Consider the following 17,040-nt stretch of genomic DNA (forward strand, 5'->3'; position numbering starts at 1 on the left):
TAGACTGGTTAACGGATTAAATCACGCAAGGTTTTTGTTTCTTGGACGCTGAAGAATTCTTTATATTCTTTATCTATCATATTTCGAATTGTAAGACTGAAGTAGTCAATCCGTCTCGTATATGGATTCTTTTTGTACGGTTCTCTCCACATAAGAATGAATCCGCCGCGAGGTGGATCTTCTCTGTTGTCAACCAATTCCCAAACAGCAGCACCGCCAACTTTTTTGTCATCTAGAGCTTGCTTCTTAGGTTTTCCGTATTTCATTTCCATTTTGTCTAGAATTTTCTCACTTTCGACAAAATTGAAAATCACTCCGACTGAGAAAAGAATTCCATTTTCGCGGTATTCGGTCTGGCTATCAACAGCTGGATCGTATTCCGGATTGTTTACATTTTGTTTGGGTCTTGCATCTTTTACGATTTCGGGAGTTTTGTAAAAGCGATACATATATTGAATGCCATTTCTTTTCACAAGTAGCAAGGCATCTTTTTTCTCGTAGAGGATCTCAATTTCTTCATCCACATTTGGGTCAGTACTTAGAGAAATAAATTTCTCTCTTAATAATTCATAACTCATTCCCCAAGATGCTTCAGCAAATCCTTCAAGAGGACCTGGCGCATCTCTTTCCACGGGCTGACCTTGGGCATAAACTGACTGTGTTCCAAGTAAACCCAGACCTAAAACGGAAACTGCAGTGAAAAGGAGGAAATGGCGGACTTTCATAATTAAAGTATCGGAAATTTTTAAAAAAGTTGAGCTTCGTTTTTTTGGAAAAATGCTCATTTGAATTCCTCAGAATCCAAATCGTCCCAACTGGGGGCATCATTTCCCCAATCTAAATCTGGATTGAAATCTGAATCCGGCGTAGGAGTCGCACTCGGTTCAGGAAAAGCATCCAAATTGACTCCAAAATCATCATCAAGTAGATCAGCATTGGGTTTTGTTTTATTTACTGATGAATTTAAATCGGAAACATTGCGATTCGGCAAGTTTTCCATTTTTGCAGATTTTTCAAATTTCGAAATAGAATTTTGTGAATTACTCTGATCATTTGGTGTTTTGTCGTCGTCGCCGTGCGAACTGTAACCATCGTAGTCGTCGGAAACGTTTTCATAGCTTCTATCATAATCATCCGAATAGTCATCAAAATCTCTATCGTAATCATCCCTTAATATTTCTTTTGTAAGGGAAATTCCGAAAAATTTTCTAGAGTTCCAGAGAAAAGCAGAGATAATTCCAACTATCAGATACTGAGCAATCACGAAAATAAAATACATTTCATGGAAGGCTCCATAACTGGAGAGACTTTTGGATATGGATCCAATTCCAAGACCCGCAGCAAATGGGAGACAATTTGCCCAAAAGGTTTTACTGGGTTCCTTGTGAGAATTCCCACCTAAAGCGGAATGTAGAAACGTATAACCAAAAGTGAATATTATAAAAAACAACGGGAAATGAAATATATAATTTCCCATTGCATGAGCATAATGTGGTGAACCGATCAGTCCTCCGAGCCTTGCCCAGAGTCCAACCAAAATGCACCCGAATAAAAATATTCCTGCACCGATTCCCAAGTTTCCACCGGATTCGAAAATTCTTAATATTTCTGATGGAATCGATCTTCCTAGAGCAACAATTTCTTCTCTATCATATTCCCTTTTCTTTTGAAAGAATAAAATTCTTGCATAGTATGAAACGCAACCTACCAAGAGTAAGTTGATCAGGATAAATAATAAAAAGAGAAGAAATTCCATATTTTCTAGTGACGGAAATGTCTCATTCCAGTAAAGACCATGATGATTCCATGTTCATCCGCCGCGGCTATAACTTCTTCATCACGAATGGAACCGCCGGGTTGTATGATCGCTTTGGCTCCGACTTTTGCAATTGCATCTATTCCATCTCTAAAAGGGAAAAATGCATCTGATCCAACATAGGAACCGACAACAGAAAGGCCCACTTTCTGAGCCTTAGATGCTCCAAGTTCCACGCTGTCCACTCGACTCATTTGACCCGCACCAATTCCTAATGTAAAATTCGTATCTGTATAAACGATTGCATTGGATTTGATAAACTTAACACACTGCCATGCAAACCACAATCCTTCCATATCTTCGTCAGTCGGTTTTAGTTTGGATACGACTTTGAGATCTGATTTTTGAACCAAATCATAGTCTCGATTTTGGACCAACATACCATGATGGATAGGGCGAAGATCCATTTCACCCAGTGCTTCTTGGAACTTAGAAATTGGTATCAATCGGATATTTGGCTTCTTAGAAAATATTTCCAATGCTTCGTCGCTAAATCCTTCGGCAACGATTCCTTCTACAAAGTTCTCTGTAATTGCAGTTGCAGTATCCTTATCAACTGTTCCATGAACACCGATGATTCCACCGAATGCGGAAATGGGATCTGTTTTTCTTGCCAAAGTAAAAGATTCATGAACCGTTTTGCCATAGGCGATTCCGCATGGATTCAAATGTTTTACAATAGATACTGCGTTTTTGGGAAGTAGACTTGCAATATGGAAAGCCGCATCCAAGTCCAACATATTATTGAATGACAGTTCTTTACCTTGCAATGGAGCAAAATCACTTTTAGAAAAAATTGGTTCGTAGTAGGCAGCTTCTTGGTGAGGGTTTTCACCATAGCGAAGTTTTTGTTTTTTGGTAAAAGCAAATGATATGATATCTGGAAATTTATTTCCTCTTTTATCATTTAAGTAAGTTGAAATGGCTGTGTCATAGTATGCAGTATAGGAGAACACTTTTGCTGAAAGCATAAGAGCTGTGTCTTCTGAGATTTTCATATCGTTGTCTTCTAGTTCTTTTTGAACGAAAGAGTAGTCAGATGGATCCAATACCACAGCAGTATTTTTGTAATTTTTAGCAGCAGAGCGAAGCATGGTTGGACCACCAATATCAATTTTTTCAATTGCATCGGCAAGCTTTACATCTGGATTCTTTACAGTTTCTACAAATGGATAGAGGTTAACAATCACAAGCTGGATTGGTTTGATAGAATTGGCTTCCATTTCCTTAACATGTTGTGGATTGGATCTATCTCCGAGTAGACCACCGTGAATTAATGGATGCAATGTTTTGAGTCTTCCGCCAAGGATTTCTGGAAATCCAGTGTAGTCATCAACACCGAGAGCTTTGATTCCTGCTTTTTGCAAAGCGTCCAATGTTCCACCAGTCGAAAGTATTTCTACTCCTGTGCTTACCAAGAATTTGGCAAATTCTACAACACCTGTTTTGTCACTTACTGATATGAGTGCTCTTTGTACTTGGATCACTTGATTAATCTAACCTTTCTTCCTTCAATTTTTATTTTATCGTTTAAAAAATACTGAATTGCTTTGGGCAATATTTTATGTTCTTCTTTTAGGATCTTTAGAGATAGTTGGGATTCTGTCATTCCCGATTCTATGGTGACAGGAGATTGTAGAATGATTGCGCCAGTATCCACACCTTCATCTATGAAATGAACCGTGCAACCCGAAATTTTCGCTCCGTATTCGATAGCTTGACGCTGAGAATTAATGCCAGGAAAAGCTGGCAATAGAGAAGGGTGGATGTTGATGATTCGATTTTTATAAGTTTTTACAATTTCTTGCGGTAAAATTTTCATAAATCCAACCGTTACGATCAAATCGGGTCTGAGCTCATCCAATTGATTCGCAAGCGCAGAGTTGAATTCTGATCGGTTTCCAAATCCTTTGTAGTCTACAATATAGGTTGGAATCTTATACTTTTTCGCTATAAGAATCGCTTTTGCTTCTGCATTGTCTGTAATCAATCCAACTGGCTCGCAGCTAAGTGTTTTATCTTTGATTTTGACAGCACAAGCCTCAAAATTCGAACCTCGTCCTGAGGCAAGAAAAACTACCCGCTTTTGGGATTTTTTTCTAAATAGGCTTGCCAAACTTTTTTCCTTTCCCCACCATAAGGATAGGGTCATGTCCATTAAGCAACCAACCTTTTATGTCGAAAAGGTAGTTAGGAGAGCAAAATGTTAAGAGCCGGTAATCCTTATTCCAACCAAAACGCCTACAAGGCAAATGAGATATCAACTGTCTCTCAGACCCGATTGATAGTCATGTTGTATGAAGGGGCTATGCGCTTTCTCAAAATAGCAGGCGAGAACATGACGCCAAGAAAATATGATTTAGTGAATAATAATATCATTAAGGCTCAGGATATTATCACTGAATTGATGCTTTCTCTCAATTTAGAGGACGGCAAAGAGGTTGGGAACAATTTATTGAGTATTTATGTTTATATGAAGAAGCGACTTCTTGAAGCAAACATGAAGAAAGAGACCAAGATTATAAATGAAGTGATTGACTTACTAGGTCAGCTGAAGTCAGCCTGGGATGAGTTAGATCGCAAAGATGTCTCAGAAAAATCCAGTTCTCCTGCAAGAAATACTGGAATCTCCATAACAGGTTAACCAATAATCATATGGACATAAAATTATTTTCTAAGAAGCAAGCTCTCCTCACGGCTATGCTTATGAATCTTAAAAAAGAAGAAGAACTTTTGATTGCTGGTGATGCAGATCATGCTTTGCTATGGGAAGAAGAGAATTTAAAGATACTACAGAAATTAGAAAAAATAGATAAACAAATAGAATCTTCTGATGATAGCCTTCCATTCAGTGAATCAGAAATTTCTTTATCTAGTTCGATTTTTCATGTACTAGAAGAGGCGAGAGCGATCCAGAAGAGAGTGCATGCGCTATTAGAAATTGAACGAGACAATGCTCGAGATGAATTGAATGAAGTTGCGGTTCGTAGACAATTGAAAATGATACTACGCAACAAGGATGGATTGGATTGGAAGAAGAGGATCTGCTAGTAAGCTCTCTGGATTTCTTTGGATTGAATCCAGATTTTACAGAAGATGAGTTCAGGGAAAAATTTCGTGACCTCGCAAAAAAATTCCATCCAGATACAGGTGAATACACAAGCTCAATTCTATTCAACGAACTAACCCGCTCGAAGTCCGTCTTAGAAAGTTACTTGGCGAATCGATCGAATATTCAAGATGAAATATCAATCAACAAGTCTCAGCCAATTCAAGAAGCACAAGTATCCAAAGCAAAAAAAATAGATCCGTCGTATGAGATTTACAAGCTTGCAAAGGAAAAAGAAAACTTAGCAATCATCGAGTATTTTGATCAAACTAAGGGAAATAATATATTTCTTAGCGCAGAAGAAAATCCTCCTCTTCGAGAGCTTATAAGAAAGTTACATTTTCCTATCACATCTTATCAACGGATTCTTGATATTTATCCTGAGAGTATATGGGCGAGTGATGCAAGTGATAGTTTGAAGCGTCTCAGCAAATGGACGAAGCATGACAGTCTACGGCAGGATGATGGTGTTGGACGGACCTGACAAAGAAAAGCTTCCACCACCTGAAGCCGAGTTCAAGCTCAAAGCAAGTAGAATGCTTCTGACAGTCACAAAAGTTCCTGAACCCAAAGCTATTTGAAATTTACAGGCTATACCCGGACCTGGTGGATTCGTACTTGGATCAATGGAAATTGTATATTCCGTTGGCAAGTTGGGTATGATTGGCTGATTGAATCCTCGAAGACAATCCACTCCAAAATTTAAATCAGGTGGATTTCTTGAATCATTTACCGTTCCACCCGCATACAATCTGTATCCTTGAAAAAGTAATTCGGGGTTCTGTGCGCGAGTTACGATCGTAAAAGTGCCATCCCCGTTATTGACTGCACTGATTAGAATTGGAGGAGCTGTGTTAGATCTAGATGCAGAGAAGTTCGTGCAACCTAATACTACAAATAGTAGTATCAAAGTTAGAGTTAAAGATAAGAATATTCGACTATAGGAATAAAAAATTTTACTGAATTGAGAACTCATATCTTTTTGGTTATGGATTTTTTGAGATAGTAGAAGGCAATGAGTGCGATTAGAATCACACCGATTGTAATGAGCAAGGTTATTTGGCTTTGTCTTACCCAGCCAAGCAATTCGTCAAAATTGTTAGCACCAAAATATCCAAGATAGACCCAAATAGGCACACTGATCATTGCCGCAAGAAAATCTGTTACAAAGAATCGAATGAGTCCTACACGACCGGATGTTCCAGCAGAAAAATAAATTGGCATTCTTAGCCCAGGCATAAATCTTCCAAAAAAGACCACCCATATACCGTATTTTTCAAATTTCTCACGAACCTTATCGAAGGTTTCTTGAGTTAGAATTCTTGCTATGAATTTGATTTTTAAGGCGCGTTCTCCGTAGCGTGAACCGACTAAGAAAACCGCCGTATCACCGATCATGACTCCGGCCATTCCGACAGCAAACATGATATGAACATTTGTAAAACCAAGTCCTGATATTACGCCACCTGCAACCAAAGAAATATCTTCAGGTACAGGAAGTCCAAATCCACAGGCAATCAATATTCCAAAGACTGCCCAGTAGCCATAACCCGAAAAAAATGTAACTAATTCTGTTAATAATTCCATGTAAAAAAAATGATTATTGTCTTTCCCTGACTCATATACTAGGTTGGGAAGGGTCGAATTAAAAGAAAACAGAATTCTTAGATCGAAATGACAAATGATTAAAAAAATCCAAGATCTTATAAAAGACGAAGATTCTAAACTTGCATCCTATGCTTTAAAAAATATAGAGAATGGTGGTAGGATACACGAGGAAGAGGATCACGCGTATCGCTTACCCTTTCAACGAGACAAAGATAGAATCATTCACTCGCGTGCGTTTCGTAGGCTCGAATACAAAACTCAAGTTTTTATAGCCTCAATTGGTGATAATTACCGCAACCGATTGACACACACTTTAGAGGTATCTGCACTTGCAAGAACTGTGGCTGGAAGTCTTGGACTCAATTCTTTTCTAAGTGAGAGTATAGCTTTAGCGCACGATTTGGGGCATGCTCCATTCGGACATGCTGGTCAGGATATCCTTGCAGAGATGATGGACGGTCATGGTGGATTCGAGCATAACAAACAGTCTCTTCGTATTGTGCAATTTCTTGAGAACCGGTATGCTGCCTTTCCTGGGTTGAATCTATGCCGTGAAACTATGATGGGAATTATGAAACACGGAGGAGATTATGAAGATTCTCAGGAATTGCAAGGCAGAAAAGAAGCAGGCCCATCTTTAGAAGCTCAGATCACCGATCTATGCGATGCAATTGCCTACAATAATCATGATGTTGAAGACGGAATTGAATCTGGAATATTAAAAGTAGGTGATTTATCAAATATCGAAATATGGAATGAGAATTTTTTATATGCCAAAAGCAAATATCCTAATGCTCTAAATACTTCCATAGTTCGAGAAACGACTCGGGCTATGATGAATTCGATGGTTACCGATCTCATCAATCAGATTGATTTCAATCTCAATTTTCATAATATTATAAATCGCAAAGATTTGGCGACTAGTTGGAAAAATGGAGTGCGCTTGGTATCTTTCTCTGAAAGTATGAGGCAAAAAGTTGTAGAACTCAAAAAATTCCTCCATGCTAAATTATACAAACATCCTGATGTCTTAGAGCTGAGCAATTTTGGTAAAGAAATTATTGAAGTTCTTTTTAATCATTTTATAAAGAATCCAAATCTCATGCCCGATTCTTACAAAACTAGATTGGATTCTGATGGAAAATATCGAGTCGTTTGTGATTATATAGCCGGAATGACCGATCGCTATGCCGAAGAGATCGCACTGGATCTTCAATTGATTAACCCGCTGAATTTTCCCTAAGAAGTGTTTCTAGTTCAAAGAATTTTTCTGCCATTGAAAGAGTTTTTACTTTTTTTAGAAAGTTCTTCTCATCTTTCAATTTGCATTGATAGATTCTCTCCTGAATGATCGGTAAGAAAGGAGGCGATACCGACAATTCACGAAAGCCCATCGCAATCAAAATTCCCGTCATATCTGGATCAGTTGCAATTTCTCCACAGATGCTTACGGGTATTTTTTTCTTTTTTGCAACTATTGCGATTCGCTCCAAAGTTTGTAAGAATACAATATGAAAAGGATTGTACAAATCAGAAATCGTATAATTGTTTCTATCGACTCCCATAAGATACTGAAGCAAGTCGTTGGTTCCTACTGATAAAAAGTCCACATGCTTGATGAAATCTTCTAGACCAATTGCACAAGCAGGAGTCTCAACCATGATACCCAAATCGATTTTCGATGAAACTTCATGTCCTTCGGAGTTCAATTCGCTTCTACATTCTTCGATCAATTCTTTTGTTTTTAGAATTTCCGAAATAACAGTAATCATTGGCAATAAGATCTGAAGTCTACCATAGATGGAAGCTCGGAGTAGAGCACGAAGTTGCTCTTTAAAAAAGTTAGAATGGCGAAGTAGGTAACGAATTCCACGATTGCCCAAAAAAGGATTGTCTTCATGAGAACCTACTTCGTATTTATCTGCACCAATATCGAATACTCGAATCACGACTGGTTTATCGTTCATTTTCTGTAGGATTTTTTTATAAACTCGAAATTGTTCTTCTTCTGTTGGATTGTGATTTTTGGTTTCTAGAAAAAGTACTTCCGATCGAAAAAGTCCAACACCTTCTGCTTTTTTTTCTAGTATTTCTTCACAACCTGATGCAGTTTCTAAATTTGCCTTAAGAACAATTCGTTCACCATCTAGAGTTTTTAGTTCGCCTCGTAATTTATTCTGTTGCCTCTGAATTAAATTAGATCTAGGTCCATATAACTTTAGTTCTTCGATATCTGGAAATCTTTTGACGAATCCTCGATCCGCATCTAGAAGTAAAAATTCTCCATCATCAACATTGGATGAAATATTCTTGAGTCCAACGATCGTCGGAATCCCGTAATTCCGTGCAATAATTGCCATATGACCAGTCTTGCCACCATGGTCTGTGGCAATTCCAAGAACTTTGGTTTTATCTAGACTAATCATCTCCGACGGTGTAAGGTCTTTAGCAATTAAGATTACGGGTTCATTCAATTGCAACACATCATTGTTAGCATTGAGTCGATTGTATAAATTCTTGGAGATTCTTTTACCTATATCTTGAATATGATCTGCTCTTTCTCGAAAAAATTCATCCTCTAGATTGAGAAAGTCTTCATAAATTCTCTGGATTGTATTCTCAACAGCAAGACCCGCATTGTCACCCAGTTCTCGAATTCTCTCAAGTACACCTTCGACAAGAAGAGGATCCCTTAGCATATCTTTCTGCGAATTGAGGATTTCTATTAATTCAAAAGATCCTGCTACATTTTCGTTTTCATGAATGATGGAATTGATTTCATTTTCGGTGCGATCCAGACTCTGATAGAATAGTTCTTCTTCTGTCTGTCTGTCGGGTAGAGAAAGCCCAGTGCGAAGGACAATTTCGTCTCCGCCTTGGGGTTGGATTTTCTTGCATCGAGCGTAAATAGAGCCCGGATAAGCAGAAATCCCGGTAAATAATGATTTCTCTTCCACCATAGCCCATAATTATCCGTGGTAGGCTAAAAAAGAAAAGACAAAAATATTCTAAGCTTGCTTCTGTTGATTCGATTTTTGGGAAAAATTCTTATTTTGGCGAAAATTCTTCATTTCGTTCGCTTTTTCCTGTTCTAGGATGCAACGCGCGAGAGAAATATCCAAGCCGTGTCCAGCTTTGGATGCAATTAGATGCCCAGTAAAAGGTCTTCCTAGAACCGCTAAATCTCCAATCAAATCAAGGACTTTGTGTCTGACACATTCATTCTCGTATCTGAGAGAATCGTTTAGATATCCGTCTTCTGTAAGAACAACTGCGTTGTCCAGAGAACCACCTAAAGCAAGACCTTTGGACTGAAGCTGTTCTACATCCTTCAAAAATCCAAAAGTTCTAGCGGGAAGGATATCTTCCAATACAGTTTTCTGATCAAGATTTGTAGTAAAGGATTGTCCACGAAGTAAAGGATGGTTGAAGTCGATGCTATATGTTACTTTGAGTTCATCGGAAGGAAGTAGTACCAGATATTTATCACCTTCCACTACCCAAATTGGATTTGTTATTTGAATTGGTTCAAGTATTGTCTTGGACTCGATCCATCCAGTTGATTGGATCGCTTCTAAGAAAGGAAGGGAAGATCCATCCATGATTGGCACTTCAGTGCTATCAATGTCGATGAGTGCGTCTGTTATTCCTAAAGTGTGCAAAGCCGCCATCAAATGCTCGATTGTCTGTATCTTAACTTGATCTTTGCCTAGTGTAACTGCGTTTCCAGTATCGATAACATAATCCACATGTACTGGAATGATAGTAGAATGCGTTGGTTGCGAGTGATTGAACTTCAATCCATGCCCGGACTCGGCTGGATGAATGTTCAAACGGACGGTTTTGCCCGAATGCAGACCAATTCCTTTCAATCGAATGGTTTCTTTTACAGTTTTTCTAAATAATGTTTGCATAGGTTATTAGTTCAAATGTCTCTATACCAGTAATTGCAATTAGCGTGCCAAGTTCGATTCTAAGCTTGAAAACAGCATTTTGTCTCAAAAAGGCAATTTGAAGGCTTCCAATTCATAATTTTCCGTCCCAAAATAGCGAAAATTCAGGATTTTCTGCGGGAATTGTCTCATTTTTACAACACTGTCTCTAATCCGCAACAAGACATTTTTATCAATTCTTTGCAATATTCTTAGAACGCGCTGAGTGCAGCTCGTATAAAGCTCGTTACTGGTGCCTGCTCGCGAAGGTCTTCGAGTCCTTCTCTCAGTTCACGTAGTACGATCTGGGCATCCGTTAGAGTAGTATTCACGTTCTTGTGCATTTCTTGTTCGTTGATCAATCGGCCTAATGTTCCTTCGCCGTTGTTGATTTTGGATGTAATAGAAGCAACATTGATCATTGTTTTTCGGATATCTACTCGGTTCTCTGCAATCAGCTCTGAGAGCGAAACCAGTGGGTCTTCGGTCACAGTACCTCGGAGTGACAAGTTCGGTTTGGATTTGTTGGGTTCCATGGTAAAATCGCTCAAAACTAGATACTCTTGACCATCCGTATCTAATTCTTGAGTTTTAGGATCTTTTGGATATCGGGAACCTGGATTGAGTGATATGATTCTACCTGATAATAGAGATTCGTTTTTGATTGTAGCTTCATAGTTTTCATAGATTTTCATTGGGCCTTTGAGAGCTAAGGTGATTTCCACTTTTGTGCCCACGCCTGGAATGCCTTTTGGTAGAATTTTGCCTTCTTCGTCAATTTGGACTAGGTCTACTTTGGATACATAGCCATAAGGAACTCCATGAATCGTCACGCGGTTTCCAATTTTGATACCGTCTGCGTTGGGAAAATGTATAATAGCTTCTACGCCTTTGCTCTGAAGGGGTCCTCCTTCCGTGAGAATGGTAAAATACCCGACTATCGCTAAGGATGAGATAAATATAAGTCCGACTATTGAGTATTTGAATGCTTGCATGCTATTAAAACTTTTCCTTAGTTGTTGTCTGTTAACTGCTTTTCGTCAATGTTTTTTCATTTATCGGAATGATCTAGAATCATGGGACCTTTTGTTCGACCATGTATAAACTGTTGAATCAGAGGATTGGGAGAATTTTGAATCTCTTCAACAGTTCCGCACATAATCACTTGACCTTCATATATAAAACTGATCCGATCTGCGATCATATATGCACTCGACATATCATGGGTGACGACTATGGAAGTTAGACCCAATTCTTTCTTGAGACGAATGATAAGCTCGTTTATCACATTGGACATAACTGGATCTAAGCCAGATGTAGGTTCATCATACATTACAATTTCTGGGTTGGTGGTGAGTGCTCGAGCAAGTCCTGCTCTTTTTTTCATTCCACCTGAAATATTCGATGGCAATGTATCTTTTGCGGGAATGAGATCCAGCCATTTCAATTTCTCCATTACCAAACGATCAATTTCTTTTTCGTTCGCAAGCTTGTGCTCTCGAAGTGGGAGGGCAACATTATCATAGACCGAAAGCCAATTGATCAAGGCTCCACTCTGGAATAGAACACCCATTCTTGCTCGCAATTTTGATTTGGCATCATCACTCTCACCAGAAATTTTCTGTCCGAACACATAACAATCTCCAGAATCCGGTTCGAGCAGCCCAGTGATATGCTTAAGAGACACACTCTTTCCAGTTCCGGATGGCCCAAGGATAACCATCGTTTCGCCTTGTCGCACCTGCAGATCCATTCCTTTTAGGATATGTCTTGATCCAAAGGACTTGTGGACTTTTTTCATTTCTACAATAATCTTGCTCATAATTTCTAATTAAAAAATAAGGCTGTAAGTACATATCCAAAGAATATTACAATCAAGAATGATGTAACAACAGCTTTGCGAGTCGTTTTACCAACACCGATGGCTCCTTGAGTTGTTCGGAGTCCTTGTGAACAGGATATTGTTGCTATCAGTATTCCAAAAACATATCCTTTGAAAAGTCCAACATATAAATCTTTGAGTCCGGCTATAGAACTCACCCGCTCTGTAACATCTTGAAAATAAGAACGATATTCAATTCCTAGCTGAAAATTGCCAACCACTGCTCCACCTAATATTCCCAATACGGAAGCGTATACACATAAAACTGGAACCATAAGTGAAAATCCTAAAATTCTAGGTAGAACTAAATAACGAACTGGGTTTATGCTCATCACTTCTAATGCGTCGATTTCTTCGGAAACTTTCATCGTTCCAATTTCTGCTGCCATAGATGATCCAACCGATGCCGCTAATATAAGTGATGTCATAAACGGTGCAAATTCACGAGTGAGTACGATCGTAAGTAAAATTCCGATTTGTCCTTCAGCGCCAAAATCTCTTAGTCCCAAACCAGTATTCAAGCCCATGATCATTCCCGTAAAAACAGAAACAATCGAAACTACGAATAAACTTCCCACTCCAGAAATATACATTTGATCTAGAATTTCTTTTTTCTTAAACCAAGCATGCCTTGATTGCCCGATTGTCTGAATAAGTAACAAAACCGTATATCCAGAGCCCTCTAGCAATGATGTGATGGATTTTTTTAATTTTTGAATCATAGATCAAGAAACCAAAATAATTGGAAAGTTCGCTTTTCTTCTTCCTTTTTATATCCTAGTAGTCCATACATAAATTTCCATTCCATATCATCACCCTTAGACTTATAGTCCGTTAATAGCGGAATGTAAACCGCAAATTTATCTTCCGACCAGTGTTGGCTATAGAGCCTGAATAGAAAAGAGATTCTTTTCTCGCCATTGGATAGACTTTTATATTCAATAAGGGAAATAATCGGATCCCAAGTTTTCTCCAATTCATCAGACCGCATCGGAAATAGTGTCAATGCATTCCAATCCACAGAACCTTCTGTATCTTTGTGGTATTTTATGAGTGGCCAAATTTTCAAATATCTATCAGATCGGTCAAGCTCCGGAAAGTATTGTTTCATAACACTAACAAAGGGTAGGAGGAAATTGTATTCAGATTTGACATGGAGACTATCCGTCTTCAATTGAAAATAGAATGGAGTGATGAATAAGGTTTTTTTGCTCGCAAATTCATATTGTCCATAAAAAGGAAAAAAGATTAACTTTCGATAATCCATATCATTGTTTTTGCCATATTGGAAAAGAAAAAACAAAAAATTATAATCTACTTCCGATGTCTTCTTATCATATCCGTAGCCCACAAGTGAGCCAAGGATTGGAAACCATAGAATGCCGCGACTAACCATATTCCCACTTGCAGAGGTTTTGTAGGAATAAAAAGGAAAAAAGACTCCATATTCTATCGGTTCCACCTTATCCATGTATTTTTGACCCCATTGGAAAAAAGGCCATAATATAGTGTATTGATAATATTTGCCAACATGCTCTTTCTTAGAATAGAAGGGGAAGATTCGAAATTCCTCTCTTACATCACTTCCGCCCCACATAACAAAGGGCCAGAGAATTGTATGAGCTTTGTATTCTTTTCGTTGCCAATTCGCATAAATGGGAAATGCATAAAAATTAATCTCAGACCAAGCTAACTTATTCCGAACCTGTCCATAAAAAGGAAAGAATCCCCAATACTTTTCCTTCTCAGTCTCTCCACCTCCCCAAAAGAATAGAGGTGAAATGAAATCCTCATCTTCTGAGGTATCTGGGTGTTGAATTGATGTTCCCGTGAAGAAAAAAAGCACCGACCAAGTATACCAATAGTTCGTTTCTTCACGATAATAAACCGGAAATAGAATTGTTTGTTGAAGATAGGCTGTTTCGTATTCGCTAAATCTAGAGTAGAAAGGACGGAACATTTTATAGTTTTGACCAGGCCTTGTCTCTGATTCATAGAGAAACCAAAACTGATCATAGTCAGAAGCTAAGTCTCCATGTGGTTTGTCTGGAATCTTTGCAAAAACCAAACTAGGTGTGATAAGTATGCATGATAAGATAAAAACGCTTAGCTTTTTTTTAATGTAAAAATTCACGCTGGCTTCAATCTTGAATTTTAGCAAGATACAGGCAAGTCTTTATACAGGAGAAATTGGTGTTTCAAATTGGAGTCGTTTTTGGTGGGAGATCAACGGAGCATGAGATATCTCTTCGATCTGGTAGTTTTATTTATAACAATATAGACCGTAGTCGGTTTCAAGTGAAGCCAATTCTTATTTCCAAAAATGGGGATTGGTTCTATCCAAATCATTGGAATGTTGAATGGAAAGTCCCAAGTGTGACCAATCCAGAGTTATATGCGGATGAAGTTTTGCGTGCATTTTGTAACCAAACCCAAGCGCAACCTTACAATTCTTGGACCGATCCTTCCTGCGGTGGATGCAAACTGATCGTTCTGGGATTGCATGGAGGAGAAGGAGAAGATGGACGTATCCAAGCCTTTTTGGAAACAACAGGAATTGCTTATACTGGTTCTGGTGTTCTTGCATCATCACTTGCAATGGATAAATTCAGATCCAATATCATTTTCGAAAGCCAAAACATTCCCGTTGCAAGATTTATTGATCTAACAAAGGATAGGTTTTTGTTTGAGTATGAAGCGTCACGTCCAGGTCACGCATGGGATCGGTTGTGCGCGAATATGGGAATGAACTTTCCGGTATTTTCTAAACCATCCACTGGAGGTTCTAGTGTAGGAACATTTCGTGCAAATGATGCAAAGGAATGGGAAGAAAAAATTCGAATCATTTTTGAGACCGAGAGACGTATGCTTGTTCAAGAAAATATCCAAGGTCGTGAAGTGAGTTGTGGGGTTATCGAAAAACCACTCCATGGTTTGTGGGAGCCTTTTGCCTTGCCGCCTACGGAGATTATTCCTAATTCGGAATTTTTTGACTATTCTGCTAAATACATTCCCGGTGGATCCAATGAAGTTACTCCAGCAGATATGCCGCCTGAATGGATATCCAAAATTCAAGAATACAGTATGAGAGCGCACGAAATTCTCGGATGCGTTGGCTATTCTCGTACAGATTTTATAGTTACCGAGGATGGAACACCTTGGATTTTGGAAACGAATACTTTGCCTGGAATGACGGGAACTAGTTTGATTCCTCAACAAGCAGCTGCAGTTGGGATAGAGATGAAGCAGATATTTACTTGGTTGATTCGCCTCGGACTTGAAAGAAGACATATTCCATGGACAGAGGAATGAGGCTTGCTACAAATCCATAAAACAGTGGTTCGATGGAAGTATCGAACCAGATTGCGAATAACCAAGAAGCCATTCCAAAGAATAGAGATAGGATAGCTGCTTTTTCTGTGGATTTTTTATAAAACAATCCGAAGACAAGTGGAGAAAACAAAGATACCAAGCTTAAGGCTGAGGATTCTTCGACTAACACGAAAATATCTTGTCTTCCAAGTGCAATAACGAGACCAACCATTGCAATGAATACGACTGAGAATCTCGAATACCGAAGAAGTTTTTTCTCGCCCCATGAATGATTGAGAGTTAAGTATTTCAATAAATTCTCAGAAAGAATGGAAGCTGGTGCAAGGATTGCTCCACTTGCAGTCGACATGATTGCTGAGAGCATCGCACCAAAGAACAAAACTTGAACGATTGGTGAGGTGAATGATTTTACCAAGCTGGGAATGATCATCTGAGAATTATTTTCTAAAACATCTGGCAATAAGATTCTACCGTATAAAGCAAGTAAGAGTGGGATCATAGCAATACTTAAGTAGAAAAACGAGGCAAGTAAGGATGAAATGATTGCTACTCTTTCTGATTTCGCGGACATTACTCGTTGAAATAAATCCTGCTGAGGAATAGATCCAAGTCCAATCACCATCCATGCAGAAAGGTAATTGATATATTCCGTTGTTCCAGGCTCAGGCAAAAAGTTAAAGAATCCAATGGGTGTGAGATTGAATACTTCGCTTATAGAAATTTTTGCATTCATTTCATAAAGAGTCAGACATAGACCAAGGATGATCATAATAGTTTGCATGAAATCAGTAAGAGCAATGGACCACATCCCACCAAGATATGTGTAGAATATAACAATTCCTGAACCAAGTAAGATTCCCGTAACAATATCTATACCAGTTATAGAATTCAAAATGATTCCTAGCGCAACCATCTGAGCTGCAATCCAACCGAGATAAGATAAAACAAGGCAGATTCCTGAGATGATTTCCATTTTTTTGCCGTATTGAATTCGATAGAAATCACCAAACGTGAGAATATTCATTCGATACAAAGGTTTGGCAAAAAAAACACCTAACAAAAATAAACACAATGCTGCTCCAAATGGCTCTTGGATAACGGCAGGAAATCCTTCCAATGCCATCTGAGACGATGCTCCAAGAATGGTCTCAGATCCAAACCAAGTTGCAAATAGTGCGGCTGTTGAAATATAAAGGGGAAGGGAACGTCCAGCTAAAATAAAATCTTTGGTGTTTTTGACTCTTGTGCTTGCATAGTATCCAATGGATATTGTTACTAATAGGTATATAACTACAAATGCAATCATGAGTTAGAATATTTTATAAATATCTTGAGATTGTAAATATTTACATTTTTGAAT

The 17,040-nt window shown here is 38.5% G+C and carries 18 protein-coding genes; 5 read left to right on the forward strand and 13 right to left on the reverse strand.

All coding sequences use genetic code 11. The annotated features are described in order from the left end of the window. Positions 1-8: 8 nt before the first annotated feature. Genes O4O04_RS09020 through purN form a run of 4 tightly spaced genes read right to left on the reverse strand, consistent with a single transcriptional unit; the run spans position 9 to position 3,932 of the window. On the reverse strand, positions 9-785 hold the full coding sequence (locus O4O04_RS09020) for a hypothetical protein (protein ID WP_272535542.1): 777 nt from the start codon (positions 783-785) through the stop codon (positions 9-11). Further along, on the reverse strand, positions 782-1,756 hold the full coding sequence (locus tag O4O04_RS09025; protein WP_272535544.1) for a hypothetical protein: 975 nt from the start codon (positions 1,754-1,756) through the stop codon (positions 782-784). The genes O4O04_RS09020 and O4O04_RS09025 overlap by 4 nt, the downstream gene beginning before the upstream one ends. A gap of 5 nt (positions 1,757-1,761) precedes the next feature. After that, a complete protein-coding gene (gene purH, locus O4O04_RS09030) occupies positions 1,762-3,303 on the reverse strand; it encodes a bifunctional phosphoribosylaminoimidazolecarboxamide formyltransferase/IMP cyclohydrolase (RefSeq protein WP_272535546.1) in 1,542 nt (513 codons plus the stop codon). Then, positions 3,300-3,932: a phosphoribosylglycinamide formyltransferase gene (gene purN / locus O4O04_RS09035; RefSeq protein ID WP_272535547.1), complete on the reverse strand. Its 633-nt coding sequence runs from the start codon at positions 3,930-3,932 to the stop codon at positions 3,300-3,302. Before purN ends, purH begins: the two co-directional genes overlap by 4 nt. 87 nt (positions 3,933-4,019) lie before the next feature. On the opposite strand from purN, the gene fliS reads away from it, so the two are divergent. From fliS to O4O04_RS09050, 3 genes are read left to right on the forward strand one after another with little or no spacing between them, the layout of a single operon-like run. Beyond that, positions 4,020-4,460, forward strand: coding sequence for a flagellar export chaperone FliS (gene fliS, locus O4O04_RS09040; protein WP_272535548.1), 441 nt, complete (start codon positions 4,020-4,022; stop codon positions 4,458-4,460). Between the two features lie 11 nt (positions 4,461-4,471). Further along, the gene (locus tag O4O04_RS09045) at positions 4,472-4,867 is read left to right on the forward strand and encodes a flagellar protein FlgN (protein WP_272535549.1); all 396 of its coding nucleotides are present in this window, start codon (positions 4,472-4,474) and stop codon (positions 4,865-4,867) included. After that, positions 4,846-5,409: a J domain-containing protein gene (locus O4O04_RS09050; protein ID WP_272535551.1), complete on the forward strand. Its 564-nt coding sequence runs from the start codon at positions 4,846-4,848 to the stop codon at positions 5,407-5,409. The genes O4O04_RS09045 and O4O04_RS09050 overlap by 22 nt, the downstream gene beginning before the upstream one ends. On the opposite strand, the gene O4O04_RS09055 is transcribed toward O4O04_RS09050, so the two are convergent. Both O4O04_RS09055 and O4O04_RS09060 read right to left on the reverse strand, forming a co-directional pair. Next, a complete protein-coding gene (locus O4O04_RS09055; protein ID WP_272535552.1) occupies positions 5,377-5,901 on the reverse strand; it encodes an LIC11661 family lipoprotein in 525 nt (174 codons plus the stop codon). The two genes, O4O04_RS09050 and O4O04_RS09055, sit on opposite strands and share 33 nt — an antisense overlap. Then, entirely contained in the window at positions 5,898-6,512 is a 615-nt protein-coding gene (locus O4O04_RS09060) for a DedA family protein (protein ID WP_272535553.1), read from the reverse strand. The genes O4O04_RS09055 and O4O04_RS09060 overlap by 4 nt, the downstream gene beginning before the upstream one ends. 94 nt (positions 6,513-6,606) lie before the next feature. Here O4O04_RS09060 and O4O04_RS09065 point away from each other — a divergent pair, with 94 nt between their 5' ends. Then, the gene (locus O4O04_RS09065; protein ID WP_272535554.1) at positions 6,607-7,776 is read left to right on the forward strand and encodes a deoxyguanosinetriphosphate triphosphohydrolase; all 1,170 of its coding nucleotides are present in this window, start codon (positions 6,607-6,609) and stop codon (positions 7,774-7,776) included. On the opposite strand, the gene ptsP is transcribed toward O4O04_RS09065, so the two are convergent. The 6 genes from ptsP to O4O04_RS09095 form a co-directional block, all read right to left on the reverse strand. Next, positions 7,754-9,493, reverse strand: coding sequence for a phosphoenolpyruvate--protein phosphotransferase (gene ptsP, locus O4O04_RS09070; protein WP_272535556.1), 1,740 nt, complete (start codon positions 9,491-9,493; stop codon positions 7,754-7,756). The two genes, O4O04_RS09065 and ptsP, sit on opposite strands and share 23 nt — an antisense overlap. 48 nt (positions 9,494-9,541) lie before the next feature. Continuing rightward, entirely contained in the window at positions 9,542-10,447 is a 906-nt protein-coding gene (lpxC, locus tag O4O04_RS09075; protein ID WP_272535557.1) for a UDP-3-O-acyl-N-acetylglucosamine deacetylase, read from the reverse strand. A gap of 230 nt (positions 10,448-10,677) precedes the next feature. After that, positions 10,678-11,460 (reverse strand): MlaD family protein, encoded by a 783-nt coding sequence (locus tag O4O04_RS09080; RefSeq protein ID WP_272535559.1) that lies wholly within the window; start codon positions 11,458-11,460, stop codon positions 10,678-10,680. 56 nt (positions 11,461-11,516) lie between these two features. Further along, the gene (locus tag O4O04_RS09085) at positions 11,517-12,287 is read right to left on the reverse strand and encodes an ABC transporter ATP-binding protein (protein ID WP_272535560.1); all 771 of its coding nucleotides are present in this window, start codon (positions 12,285-12,287) and stop codon (positions 11,517-11,519) included. Between the two features lie 5 nt (positions 12,288-12,292). Next, positions 12,293-13,069 (reverse strand): MlaE family ABC transporter permease, encoded by a 777-nt coding sequence (locus O4O04_RS09090; protein WP_272535561.1) that lies wholly within the window; start codon positions 13,067-13,069, stop codon positions 12,293-12,295. Then, positions 13,066-14,481 carry a hypothetical protein gene (locus O4O04_RS09095; protein ID WP_272535562.1) on the reverse strand — a complete coding sequence of 472 codons (1,416 nt, stop codon included), beginning with the start codon at positions 14,479-14,481 and terminating at the stop codon, positions 13,066-13,068. Before O4O04_RS09095 ends, O4O04_RS09090 begins: the two co-directional genes overlap by 4 nt. A 59-nt stretch (positions 14,482-14,540) precedes the next feature. Between O4O04_RS09095 and O4O04_RS09100 the strand changes: the two genes are divergently transcribed. After that, positions 14,541-15,659, forward strand: coding sequence for a D-alanine--D-alanine ligase (locus tag O4O04_RS09100; RefSeq protein WP_272535563.1), 1,119 nt, complete (start codon positions 14,541-14,543; stop codon positions 15,657-15,659). Here the strand turns inward: O4O04_RS09100 and O4O04_RS09105 are convergent. Continuing rightward, a complete protein-coding gene (locus O4O04_RS09105; protein ID WP_272535565.1) occupies positions 15,601-16,986 on the reverse strand; it encodes a high affinity choline transporter 1 in 1,386 nt (461 codons plus the stop codon). The two genes, O4O04_RS09100 and O4O04_RS09105, sit on opposite strands and share 59 nt — an antisense overlap. Positions 16,987-17,040: the final 54 nt, after the last annotated feature.

Source organism: Leptospira sp. GIMC2001 (genome assembly GCF_028462125.1).
In the GTDB taxonomy this organism is placed as follows: Bacteria; Spirochaetota; Leptospiria; order Leptospirales; family Leptospiraceae.

What these genes read in the sequence shown, in the direction of transcription:
- O4O04_RS09020 (WP_272535542.1), bottom strand. Translation starts at nt 785, where the DNA reads ATGAGCATTTTTCCAAAAAAACGAAGCTCAACTTTTTTAAAAATTTCC.
- O4O04_RS09025 (WP_272535544.1), bottom strand. Translation starts at nt 1,756, where the DNA reads ATGGAATTTCTTCTCTTTTTATTATTTATCCTGATCAACTTACTCTTG.
- fliS (WP_272535548.1), top strand. Translation starts at nt 4,020, where the DNA reads ATGTTAAGAGCCGGTAATCCTTATTCCAACCAAAACGCCTACAAGGCA.
- O4O04_RS09045 (WP_272535549.1), top strand. Translation starts at nt 4,472, where the DNA reads ATGGACATAAAATTATTTTCTAAGAAGCAAGCTCTCCTCACGGCTATG.
- O4O04_RS09055 (WP_272535552.1), bottom strand. Translation starts at nt 5,901, where the DNA reads ATGAGTTCTCAATTCAGTAAAATTTTTTATTCCTATAGTCGAATATTC.
- O4O04_RS09060 (WP_272535553.1), bottom strand. Translation starts at nt 6,512, where the DNA reads ATGGAATTATTAACAGAATTAGTTACATTTTTTTCGGGTTATGGCTAC.
- O4O04_RS09065 (WP_272535554.1), top strand. Translation starts at nt 6,607, where the DNA reads ATGATTAAAAAAATCCAAGATCTTATAAAAGACGAAGATTCTAAACTT.
- ptsP (WP_272535556.1), bottom strand. Translation starts at nt 9,493, where the DNA reads ATGGTGGAAGAGAAATCATTATTTACCGGGATTTCTGCTTATCCGGGC.
- lpxC (WP_272535557.1), bottom strand. Translation starts at nt 10,447, where the DNA reads ATGCAAACATTATTTAGAAAAACTGTAAAAGAAACCATTCGATTGAAA.
- O4O04_RS09080 (WP_272535559.1), bottom strand. Translation starts at nt 11,460, where the DNA reads ATGCAAGCATTCAAATACTCAATAGTCGGACTTATATTTATCTCATCC.
- O4O04_RS09085 (WP_272535560.1), bottom strand. Translation starts at nt 12,287, where the DNA reads ATGAGCAAGATTATTGTAGAAATGAAAAAAGTCCACAAGTCCTTTGGA.
- O4O04_RS09090 (WP_272535561.1), bottom strand. Translation starts at nt 13,069, where the DNA reads ATGATTCAAAAATTAAAAAAATCCATCACATCATTGCTAGAGGGCTCT.
- O4O04_RS09105 (WP_272535565.1), bottom strand. Translation starts at nt 16,986, where the DNA reads ATGATTGCATTTGTAGTTATATACCTATTAGTAACAATATCCATTGGA.